Source organism: Clostridium tarantellae, from assembly GCF_009295725.1.
Taxonomy (GTDB): domain Bacteria; phylum Bacillota; class Clostridia; order Clostridiales; family Clostridiaceae; genus Sarcina; species Sarcina tarantellae.
The window spans coordinates 1-969 of the sequence record NZ_WHJC01000549.1 but is presented as its reverse complement, the minus strand read 5'-3'; the positions used below and the strand labels follow the sequence as shown (position 1 = coordinate 969).

The 969-nt window shown below is 24.6% G+C and carries 2 protein-coding genes; both read right to left on the bottom strand.

From position 1 onward, the window contains the following. Window positions 1–124: 124 nt before the first annotated feature. The gene (locus tag GBZ86_RS16265) at window positions 125–616 is read right to left on the bottom strand and encodes a thioredoxin family protein (RefSeq protein ID WP_152892402.1); all 492 of its coding nucleotides are present in this window, start codon (window positions 614–616) and stop codon (window positions 125–127) included. A 162-nt stretch (window positions 617–778) separates the two neighbouring features. Then, window positions 779–969: zinc ribbon domain-containing protein (locus tag GBZ86_RS16260; protein ID WP_152892401.1), on the bottom strand; the 191-nt coding region annotated here is incomplete at its 5' end.

Here is a 969-nt window from a genome sequence, read left to right as displayed (position 1 = left end):
ATCTATATAAATATATCTTTAATAAGTTTTATATTTGTAATTTAAAGTATTATTTGTATTAAAATATAAAAAAGTTATGAACTATTAATTTTAAATTCATAACTTTATATTTATATTGTATAATTTATTTATTAACTAATAACTTAATTAAATCGGATTGTATATGCTTATTATATTTTCCTTTTCTAAATTCATTAATTATAATTTCTTTTTTACTTTCATTTTGTAATATTTTTTCATAAACAAATTTAGGAAACTCAATAAATTTTCTTTTGATATTATTATTATTATCTAATGTTAAAATAGTTGGAACTCTTGTTTCTCCTGACAAATTTTTTAATAAATCTTCATTTTCATCTTTATCAAAAAAAGTTATATGTATATTATTGTTTAAATCACTTAATTGCATTAAATAAGGTAAAATTGTAGCAGCATCTTTACAACGTGTTAAGGAAAATACTACCACATTAATAGGTTCATCTATACACACTATGTCCTCTATTCCTTTTTCTGATATATGTGCCTGTTTTTCAAATTTATGAATCATTTCTTTATTTTCTTCAATTGCTGTTTCTATAAATTCTTCATAACTAACTCCTTTTGAAAAATCTATCATTACATCGTCTGCTACTCAAAATATGGACAAATATACCCCATATGGAGATCTTTCCTTCTTCACCGTACCTGTCCTCATTCCTTAGAACTTACTAACATTTGATATAGCACTCCAAAGGCTTAAATTCCCGTCTAGCTACGGTACATATCTACAATAACTTGATTATGCTGTCTTGTAGATTTTAGCATCTCTTAAATTGAAACTTGCATTTAAATCTCTATCTTCATTGTAACCACAATCACAAACATAAACCCTATGAGAAAGTTTTAAATCTTTCTTAATACATCCACATTCATGACATAGTTTACTGCTAGGATAGAATCTATCTACAACCCTTAATTCAATTCCATTCC